At 44.0% G+C, this 10,676-nt stretch carries 7 protein-coding genes; 5 read left to right on the top strand and 2 right to left on the bottom strand.

The window, feature by feature from the left end:
• Nucleotides 1-246 precede the first annotated feature (246 nt).
• Together AC3CHU_RS09390 and AC3CHU_RS09395 are read right to left on the bottom strand one after the other, a co-directional pair.
• A complete protein-coding gene (locus tag AC3CHU_RS09390) occupies nucleotides 247-2,400 on the bottom strand; it encodes a heparinase II/III domain-containing protein (protein WP_488524415.1) in 2,154 nt (717 codons plus the stop codon).
• Between the two features lie 2 nt (nucleotides 2,401-2,402).
• Complete coding sequence (locus tag AC3CHU_RS09395; protein ID WP_488524416.1) at nucleotides 2,403-4,610, bottom strand: heparinase II/III domain-containing protein; 2,208 nt, start codon at nucleotides 4,608-4,610, stop codon at nucleotides 2,403-2,405.
• 333 nt (nucleotides 4,611-4,943) lie between these two features.
• On the opposite strand from AC3CHU_RS09395, the gene AC3CHU_RS09400 reads away from it, so the two are divergent.
• From AC3CHU_RS09400 to AC3CHU_RS09420, 5 genes are all read left to right on the top strand, one after another.
• Complete coding sequence (locus AC3CHU_RS09400) at nucleotides 4,944-5,279, top strand: cupin domain-containing protein (protein ID WP_004733502.1); 336 nt, start codon at nucleotides 4,944-4,946, stop codon at nucleotides 5,277-5,279.
• A 34-nt stretch (nucleotides 5,280-5,313) separates the two neighbouring features.
• Nucleotides 5,314-6,246 carry a 2-dehydro-3-deoxygluconokinase gene (gene kdgK, locus AC3CHU_RS09405; RefSeq protein ID WP_017077178.1) on the top strand — a complete coding sequence of 311 codons (933 nt, stop codon included), beginning with the start codon at nucleotides 5,314-5,316 and terminating at the stop codon, nucleotides 6,244-6,246.
• A gap of 73 nt (nucleotides 6,247-6,319) precedes the next feature.
• Nucleotides 6,320-6,946 carry a bifunctional 4-hydroxy-2-oxoglutarate aldolase/2-dehydro-3-deoxy-phosphogluconate aldolase gene (locus tag AC3CHU_RS09410; RefSeq protein WP_017069898.1) on the top strand — a complete coding sequence of 209 codons (627 nt, stop codon included), beginning with the start codon at nucleotides 6,320-6,322 and terminating at the stop codon, nucleotides 6,944-6,946.
• Nucleotides 6,947-7,815: 869 nt separating this feature from the next.
• Complete coding sequence (locus tag AC3CHU_RS09415; RefSeq protein WP_086049217.1) at nucleotides 7,816-9,570, top strand: sodium:solute symporter family transporter; 1,755 nt, start codon at nucleotides 7,816-7,818, stop codon at nucleotides 9,568-9,570.
• A 304-nt stretch (nucleotides 9,571-9,874) separates the two neighbouring features.
• Complete coding sequence (locus AC3CHU_RS09420; RefSeq protein ID WP_488518035.1) at nucleotides 9,875-10,639, top strand: transporter substrate-binding domain-containing protein; 765 nt, start codon at nucleotides 9,875-9,877, stop codon at nucleotides 10,637-10,639.
• Nucleotides 10,640-10,676 lie beyond the last annotated feature (37 nt).

Here is a 10,676-nt window from a genome sequence, read left to right on the forward strand (position 1 = left end):
TGTCTATCAAAGCCTACTTGCAGAGTAGGCTTTTCGTTTGTTGAACGTTCCATTTGTTTCCTACACGCATAAAAAAACCGAGTAACTCACAGTGAGTTACTCGGTTTGACTTATTCCCGATGTATTCAGTCGTTGTTGGTATCAACGAACGATTTTGCAATCACGACTGAATTCAATGTGATGCTTCGTTCCCGCAAAGCACCACATCAATACATGTCGTCGTTAAACGACATGTATGTTAATCATTTACAGTTGAGCAAATGATCCTTCCCACGAGTATGTCTCACCCGCGAACTCAACAGTGTGAGTTGCTTGCTGCGTGTCTTCAGCTTGGTTTGAAATACCATAGTGGTAAGTGTTGCCAGAAGTAGTCTGAATGCGAACAACAGTCCCGACACTGTTATCGCCCACAACAGACACTGATTTAACTAGACCACGAGCGCCTACAGAGGCTTCGATAGACTCGTTAAAGTAACCATGCGTTTCTAGTACAGAAGCAAACACGTGGTTTTGACCAGACTGACGTAAGATGAACGCAGGCTCACTCTTAAGGTTGAAGTCTGGATCGTTAGCACCAGTGCGAGCAAAAATCACTTCGCTGCCCGCATTCGCGCTGGTTACTAGGCTGTAGTAGCTGCTGTCATGTAGCCAGCTTACTAGAGAACCTTCTTCGTTCACTTTGCCTGAAGCAACGTTCCATAAGTGTTGGTAACCGTTGTCTTCACCTAATGGCTTAAGCGTTTTTTCCATGTTGTAATCGAAGTCAGTACGGATGATTTGACCAGAGTGGTGAACGGGCAAGTCGTACTGGTGCTCAGCGTCAGCTTCGATGCGGTAAACATCAATCACTAACGGCTTCTCGAACTCAGGAAGTTCAGCAAGAATCACGCTGCGTTGCATGTCGACGCCTGTGTAGTACTCAGAAATTGTGCCGCTCATGCCTTGCAGAGACTGGTCGTCTGCTACGAAGAAGTGCTTCTGACCAAACTTAGACTCAGCCAATGCTGTGTTGAAGTTGTTCTGCGTTTTCTGATCAACCGTTACTGTGTTGTGAGCAACCGTCTGCTTACAGTAAGACTTGTTCTCTGGAATGTAACGACCGCCAAACTTAGGCTCAACGTTTACCCAGCGACCGAAGCCGTAATCGTGCAGTACTTCGTGGCCACGGTTGAATACGCTTAGGTGCAAGCCATCATAGTGACCGTGGTCTAGCGCAGAGTGGTACTGGTGATCAGAACCGTGTTGACCAAACCAGATCAACGCCATCGTATCGTCGTCTTTCTCGTCACGGTGACGAAGGATGCTTACGCCGCCTTTCTCGCCTTCAGGGCCGTCGGTTACAAACAGGCTACCCCAGTTGAATGCTTTGATGTCGTCTGTTGAATCAACCGCGTCAGACAATGTTTTACCTGAAGCATGAACCCAAACGTTTTGTTGGTGGTTAGCCATACCAAGCAGAGTTTCAGTCTGTTCGTAACGGTGGTAACACACAGACGTTGCCATGATAACGCCTTCATCGTTGATAGAGATTGTCTTCGATGAATCGTTCAGAGCTGGCAATGTACCGTCTGGGAATGCCGTTTTGAATACAGAGTAAGACGTTGTCTTAATCACTGAATCGTTGAATTCATAGATACCAACTTCAGGCTGACGACGTTCAATCGCTTCTGCGAACAGGTAGATTGGACGCAGAGAGAAACGGTGGTAGTAAGGACCTTCCATGTAGTAGCCGTCTGGCGAAAACAGTTGGTCTAGTTGCGCTAAGAAACCGCCGCTTACTTTGTCTAGTTTCAGGCCGTATAGTGCTTTGTCTACAGACTCTTGATCGTTGATTGCGTAACCACAGATACCTACTGCTGCCACTGCCCATAAGCCGTGGTTGTGTACGATATCGAAGTCGTGTGCGTAAGTCACAACGAACATTTCGATCATTTGCTTAAGAAGATCGTCTTCGATCAGACGTTTTTGCTCTTCAGAGATGGTGTGGTAGATGCAGCTGTACGCACAAGAAGCGTAAAGCATCCACATGTTCTCGTTCAACGTTTGGTGGAACAGCTTACCCGGAGGGTTAGAGTCACGGCTTACGTTGCTTTCAAGTGTTGGGTATACCGTCGCGTACGCTGTCAGCATATCAACGATGTAGTCACGGTACTTTGCTTCTTCAGTGATAAGGAACAAACGACCTGCTAGATCCATATGGATGTAGTTTTGCTTGTGACGGTTGTGCTCGTAACCGCCGCCTTCACCGTGACCTGGTACTTCAATGCCTACTTCCGCCATGTAAGCGTCAGTTTGTTTAATGTCGCGAGTCAGTGCGTTACCTAATAGGCTATCCTTGCCAAGTTCTTTACGAAGTTCAGCTGCTTCATCAAAGTTAAGTAAAAGTGGTTGATAGCTCATTATTATTTCCCCTGCCCTGCAGTGCTAAGTTCTTCTGAATTCGTTTCTTGTAAAGTTGTCTCTACTGAGTAGAAGCCTTTCCAGATGTATACTTTGCCGTTCAGTTCTACTTTGTGTTCAGTGCTGTCAGTCGCGCCAAGTTGGTTGCTGATCATCACTGTCACGTTTGATTTCTCTGTCGTAATCTCTATTACCGAACCGACATTGGTGTGAGCCACAACATTGATGTTTTTAACTACACCACGTGCATTAACTGATTGCTCGAATTCTTCATTGAAGTAACCGTGCGTTTCAACAACAGAAGCAAACAGTGTTGTTTCTCCTTTGTTACGTAGAATGAACGCAGGCTCTGAACGTAGGTTGAAGCTTGGATCGTTAGCGCCTGTTCGAGTAAAAATCACTTCAGCATTGTCGTTAGACGTTGCACCTAGCCACGTGTAGTAAGTGTTGTTTTGTAGCCAGCTTACAAGTGCTGTGCCCTTCACTTCACCGCTTGCCACGTTCCATAAGTGTTGGTAACCGAAATCGTCACCTAGAGTGTTCAGCTCTTTGTTTGCTTGGTATTCGAAGTTAGTACGAACAATCTGACCTTGATATTGGTGTGAGTAGTCGTATTGATGTTCGCCTTCGCCGCCTTTCTCAGAATCTAAACGGTAAAGGTCTAATAGTAGCGGAGATTCTAGCTCTTCAAGGTTTAGCATGAACACGCTGCGTTGCATGTCAAAGCCTTGGTAGTGATCGTTAGCAAATGCACTCATACCGTTGATTTGCTCGTCTTCTACTTTAAAGAAGTGAGGTAAACCGTGTACTGAGTCTGCACGTTCAACATCAAAGTTGTTCTGACATTTTTCATCAATCGTTACTGCGTTGTGAGCAATCGTTTGACGAGCGTAAGATTTGTTTTCGTCTAGGTAACGGCCGCCGAATTTAGGCTCAACGTTCACCCAACGACAGAAGCCGTATTCACGCAGCACTTCTTGACCGCGGTTGAAGAAAGAAATGCCCAGCGTATCGAAGTTGCCGTGACCCATGCCGTGTTGACCGTAGTTCATCACTAGCTGAGAAACGTCGCCTTTCTTATCCTGCATACGGATAAAACCTTGTGCGCCGTTGTGACCTTGAGGGCCTTCGTTCAACTCAACACTTGGCCAGAAAGGCATGCCGATTTCTTTCTCAGCAGAAGCGGCTTCGTAGGCTTTAGATAACTCAAGACCACATGGATGCATCCATACTGCGTCTTGAATCTTCGCCATACCGAGAATGTTTTGGTCTACGCCGTTTTCAGAAGAGTAATGCTTGCTGTAAACACTGACGGCAACTTGAACACCCATGTCTGTGATACCCATAGTACGAGAAGCATCATTCAGAGCCGGGAACTCACCGTTCGGGTAAGCCGTCGCAAGCATCGCTTGTACTGTGTTGCCAATCACGCCGCCTTTGTAGTTGTAGATATCAACTTCAGGCATGTGGCGGTGAATCACTTCAGCGAACACACACGTTGGGCGAATCGCATAACGGTGGTAGTAAGGGCCTTCCATGTAGTAACCAGAAGGTGCAAACAGTTGAGAAACTTGCGCTAAGAAACCGCCAGTGTCGTTACGGTCGATGCCGTACACTGACATTTCAAGGTACTCACGCTTGCCTAAAGCAAGACCACAGATACCCACAGCGGCTACTGCCCAAATACCGTGGTTGTGAATGCGGTCGAAGTCGTGTGCGTATTTAACGGTAAACATTTCTAGCATTGGTTCGAAAATGCGAGACTCAATGTTGTCACGTTGTTCTTGTGTCAGTGTTGAAGCAACACAAGAGTAAGCTAAGCTTGAGAACATTAACCAGCAGTGTTCGTTCAGAATTTGGTGGAACAAACGGCCGGTAGGGTTGGTGTTTTTCTGTACGTGGTAATCAAACGTTAGGTATTTGTCTGCGTACTCTTCTAGTAATTCTGTAACAAAGTCAGCGTACTTTTTCTCTTTAGTGATCAAGAACATGCGACCAGCTAGATTCATGTACGTGTAATTTTGCTTATGGCGGTTATGTTCGTAACCCCCTGCTTCACCGTGACCTGGAACATCAATAGGTAAACGCATGAATGCTTCTAGGTCTTTCGCGTTCGCTGCAATGGTTTTGCCCATTAAACTAGAACGGCCCACTTCAAGATGAAGCTGTTCGATTTCAGCTTCAGTCAACAATACTGGTTTAGTCGTCATATTCTTTGTCACCCTCAATAAAGAGTTTATCTGCTTAAACTTTGATTAAATTTTCAAACTCCACATAAAGTAATACAATATGAGCTTTAATTATACCTATTCGTCGCCAAATGATGAGTAGAGTCACATAATTCACCGTAAGCCATTGATGCAGTTAACTAATGCCAGATACCAAGCATTTCTTAAGTTGTTGATTCATTTACGCTATATAAACTATCGCTTGATCAATATCACACAAATTTAGATATATTGTATTACAATTAGGCTCATTACCTTATGATGGATGCAAGTTAAGTAACACTTAAAAGATTTAAACAGATTAGGAGATACACAATGAACTCTTTCTTTATCCTAGATGAAAACCCATGGGAAGAACTTGGTGGCGGCATTAAGCGTAAAATCGTTGCTTACACTGACGACCTTATGGCTGTACACCTGTGTTTTGATAAGGGCGCGATTGGTCACCCTCATACTCACGAAATTCACGACCAAATCGGTTATGTTGTTCGTGGTAGCTTCGAAGCTGAAATCGACGGCGAGAAGAAAGTGCTTAAAGAAGGCGATGCTTACTTCGCTCGTAAACACATGATGCACGGTGCAGTTGCTCTAGAACAAGACAGCATCCTTCTTGATATCTTCAACCCTGCGCGTGAAGATTTCCTAAAATAACAACTAGCGCAACCTCAGTTGCTAAGGTAAGCATATGAAATCATTAAACATCGCGGTCATTGGCGAGTGCATGGTTGAGCTACAAAAGAAACAAGACGGGCTTAAGCAAAGTTTTGGTGGTGATACGCTGAATACTGCACTTTACTTGTCACGCTTAACAAAAGAGCAAGATATCAACACGAGCTACGTAACTGCACTAGGCACTGACCCATTCAGTACCGACATGTTAAAAAATTGGCAAGCGGAAGGTATCGACACTAGCTTAATTGCTCAGTTGGATCACAAACAACCAGGGCTTTACTACATCGAGACCGATGAAACTGGTGAACGCAGTTTCCACTACTGGCGTAGTGATGCTGCAGCGAAGTTCATGTTTGATCAGGAAGATACGCCTGCTCTTCTTGATAAGCTGTTCTCTTTTGACGCGGTTTACTTAAGTGGTATTACGCTGGCAATCTTGACAGAAAATGGTCGCACGCAGCTATTCAACTTCTTAGACAAATTCAAAGCTCAAGGCGGCCAAGTATTCTTCGACAATAACTACCGACCTAAACTTTGGGAAAGCCAACAAGAAGCGATTTCTTGGTATTTGAAAATGCTTAAATACACAGATACGGCCCTGCTGACGTTTGATGATGAGCAAGAGCTGTACGGCGACGAAAGCATTGAACAGTGTATTACACGTACGTCTGAGTCTGGTGTGAAAGAGATCGTCATTAAACGTGGCGCGAAAGACTGCTTAGTGGTTGAAAGCCAAAGCGCTCAATACGTTGCACCCAACCCTGTAGACAACATCGTTGATACGACTGCCGCCGGCGACTCGTTCAGTGCAGGCTTCTTGGCCAAGCGTTTGAGTGGCGGTAGTGCTCGTGATGCTGCATTTGCAGGTCATATTGTGGCAGGAACCGTGATTCAGCATCCAGGTGCTATCATTCCTCTAGAAGCGACGCCTGATCTGTCTCTATAATTACGCACTTTAACTATTAATCAAGGGTTTGCTTAGTTGAAAGCAGGCCCACATTTAACGTGAGAAAGAATTCATGACGACATTAAATGAACAACTAGCAAACCTAAAAGTAATTCCTGTAATCGCGATCAACCGTGCTGAAGACGCTATCCCTCTAGGTAAAGCGTTGGTTGAAAATGGCATGCCATGTGCAGAAATTACACTACGTACAGAATGTGCAATCGAAGCGATTCGCATCATGCGTAAAGAATTCCCAGACATGCTAATCGGTTCAGGTACGGTACTGACTAACGAGCAAGTTGACGCATCTATCGAAGCTGGTGTTGATTTCATCGTAAGCCCAGGTTTCAACCCGCGTACTGTTCAATACTGTATCGATAAAGGTGTTGCAATCGTACCGGGTGTTAACAACCCAAGCCTAGTTGAGCAAGCAATGGAAATGGGTCTTCGCACGTTGAAGTTCTTCCCTGCTGAGCCTTCAGGCGGTACTGGCATGCTTAAAGCACTAACAGCCGTTTACCCTGTTAAATTCATGCCTACTGGTGGCGTAAGCTTGAAGAATGTTGATGAATACCTATCGATCCCTTCTGTACTTGCGTGTGGCGGTACTTGGATGGTTCCAACTAACCTTATCGATGAAGGTAAGTGGGACGAACTAGGCAAGCTTGTTCGTGACGCAGTTGATCACGTTAACGCTTAATCTGTTTTAGATTTCGTGATAAAGCCTCACTTCGGTGGGGCTTTTTGTTATCTGGCGTTTATTGCGCTGACTAACCGTAAAACACGCTCAATCAACGCTCTGTTTCCCCATACCCTACCGCCGCTCTCCCTATGGCCTCGTACAGCTCCGTGACTAAGACAGGCAAGAACGAGTGATGTAAGGCTTTCAAGCGACCTCAGTATGCATCTAGCGAAGCGTTACTGGTGCTCTCTACCGCTTATCCAGCTCCTTATCCATCCCCTTATCCGACAATATTCCTTTTTAATACGTCGTCAAACATCTCTCATAGCATGCACTGAAGACCACAATAGACAAAGTGAGCCGAAAGTGTGTCCCGTCGTCCAGTTTAACGCCCACTCAGTGACAAACATTCCAAATACGCGTCTCTCTAGCACGAAAAAATTAATCAATAGCATGGAAAGGCTACAGAACCGCAGACAAACACAAAATAGCGAGGTGAAAACAATGAGCTACACTTGAAATCCTAATATAAGAATTTCCAGAATAGAGTTCCAAATCAACGTGAATGGCGTCGCACAATACACCAATTTGTAGCACATTTGTTACGGTTATAATTAAAATCTTATAGATAAAGTAAAGTAAGCGCTTTTGCTTATATTGTAATACATATAAACATTTACCCCTCACTTTATTTCATATATAAAACAAAATACATAACCAATTAAATCCAATTAAATCCAATTAAAACAATGACTTAATCAAACCCTTACCAATGAATAAAAAATCAATGCGACCTAGATCATACTAAAGACATATTATAGTACAAATAAGCCTTTAGACGCGTTAATCTAAGCGCAGTTAATTATGATATTTAAAAGGCTGAAAAGATGACTATTGATACTTTTGTTGTTCTCGCCTACTTCTTCTTTTTGATCGCTATTGGTTGGATGTTCCGTAAGTTCACCACCTCTACTAGTGATTACTTCAGAGGTGGCGGCAAAATGTTGTGGTGGATGGTTGGTGCAACTGCCTTCATGACACAATTTTCAGCATGGACGTTTACAGGTGCCGCAGGACGCGCATTCACCGACGGTTTCGTCGTTGTAATCCTATTCTTGGCCAATGCATTTGGTTATTTCTTAAACTACGTTTACTTCGCGCCTAAGTTTAGGCAGCTTCGTGTTGTTACAGCAATCGAAGCTATTCGTCAGCGTTTTGGTAGAAGTTCAGAACAGTTCTACACTTGGGCTGGTATGCCAGATAGCTTGATCTCTGCGGGTGTTGCCTTAAACGGTATCGCAATTTTTGTATCTGCCGTATTCAACATTCCGATGGAGGTGACGATTGTCTTCACTGGTGTTGTACTAGTGATCATGTCGGTAACTGGTGGTTCATGGGCGGTTGTTGCGTCCGACTTTATGCAGATGTTAGTTATAATGGCAGTAACCATTACCTGTGCTGTGGCAGCATACTTCCACGGTGGTGGTGTATCGAACATTGTTACAAACTTTACTGGTGACTTTTGGGTTGGTAACAATCTCAACTACATGAGTATCTTCATTCTATGGATTGTTTTCATTCTTATTAAACAGTTCGGTGTAATGAACAATGGTATTAATGCTTACCGTTACCTGTGTGCTAAAGACAGCGAAAACGCACGTAAAGCTGCAGGCTTAGCAACAGTTCTAGCAATTGTTGGCCCGCTAATTTGGTTCCTTCCTTCTTGGTACGTTTCTGCATTTATGCCAGATTTTGTAAGTGACTACAGTGTTGGCGCAGATGCTGCTTACCTTGCGTTTGTGGAAAATGTGATGCCAGCTGGTATGGTTGGGCTATTGATGTCTGCAATGTTCGCTGCGACGATGTCTTCAATGGACTCTGGCCTTAACCGTAATGCAGGTATTTTTGTTGTTAACTTCTATAACCCGTTTGTTCGCCCAAATGCTTCGCAGAAAGAGTTGGTTATAGTAAGTAAGGCAATGACAATTTTTATGGGCTTGGTCATTATAGGCCTTGGCTTATACATCAACTCACTGCGTCACCTAAGTCTGTTTGATATTGTACTTAATATCGGCGCATTAATTGGTTTCCCAATGCTAATTCCAATCTTGCTGGGTATGTGGATTCGCAAGACTCCAGACTGGTCTGGCTGGGCAACATTAGTTGTTGGTGGTGTTGTTTCTTATATCTTTGGTATTTCATTACAAGCAGAAGATATTGAAAACTGGTTTAACCTAGATCAAGCATTAACAGCACGTGAGTGGGGTGACTTAAAAGTAGGTCTCAGTCTTGCTGCCCATGTTATCTTTACAGGTGGTTTCTTCTTGCTAACAATGCTGCTCTATAAAGGCCGTACGCCAGAGCGCGAAGCGGAAGTTGAAAAGCTGTTTGAAAACTGGAATACACCTGTTATCTCAGAAGGTGCAGAGCAGCAACAGTTAGATATGAAACAACGCAGTATGCTTGGTAAATTGATTTCAGTTGCAGGCCTTGGTGTTCTATTGATGGCATTGATTCCAAACGACATGTTTGGTCGCTCAATGTTCGTGCTGTGTGGCACAATCGTCTTGACAGTAGGTATACTATTAATCAACGCATCAAGAGCTACAGCTAAGATGACCAACGAGTCAGTTGCTAAATAGCCCAATCGCTAAAGAAAGCATCTAACACGTTAAACCAATATGAAGCCCATGTTATTCGATAACATGGGCTTTTTGTTTACCACTCAAAATTTCTGATACTTTTAAATCTGAATAGCACTTTAATGTGTCTTCTCCCCTTCCCTAAACCTTTCAATTACACCCGTTACACCCTTCTTTCAGACAGAGTTTTCTTACCTCTATTTTTTGTAATCGCACTTTCTTTTAAACTTTCCAATGGTTTGATCTCTTTCTGCTTTTCTTTCTGTTACTTTTAACAACTAGACAAACACAACAGATAATTACAATGAAAAAAACATCACTATTACTTGCTTCCATTACTCTGGTACTTTCCGGCGCAGCGCAAGCTGACCAGTTAGAAGACATTCAAAAATCAGGCACACTTCGCGTCGGCACCACAGGCGACTACAAACCTTTTTCTTACTTCGACGGCAAAACCTACTCTGGTTATGACATTGACGTGGCTAAGCATGTTGCAGAGCAGCTAGGCGTCGAATTACAGATTGTTCGTACCACATGGAAAGATCTACTGACCGACCTCGACAACGATAAATACGACATCGCGATGGGTGGTATTACGCGTAAAATGCAACGCCAATTAAACGCAGAGCAAACTCAGGGATACATGACCTTTGGTAAGTGTTTCTTAGTCGCGAAAGGCAAAGCAGAACAGTACGACAGCATTGAAAAAGTAAATCTATCTTCGGTGCGTGTAGGCGTGAATATTGGCGGCACTAACGAGATGTTTGCAGACGCCAACCTGCAGAGCGCAAGCTTCACACGTTACGAGAACAACTTAGATGTGCCGCAAGCCGTTGCGGAAGGCAAAGTTGATGTGATGGTGACAGAAACCCCTGAAGGTCTGTTCTATCAAGTAACGGACGAACGCCTTGAAGCAGCCCGTTGTGAAACTCCGTTCACCAATAGCCAATTCGGTTACCTAATTCCTAAAGGCGAACAACGTTTGTTGAACACAGTGAATTTCATTATGGATGAGATGAAATTGAAAGGCGTTGAAGAAGAGTTCCTGATCCACAACTCTTTGAAATAATCTTCTATCGTTCTAGATAAAAAATAGGCCAGCATTG

It is taken from the genome of Vibrio sp. QJM3NY_39 (genome assembly GCF_057785895.1).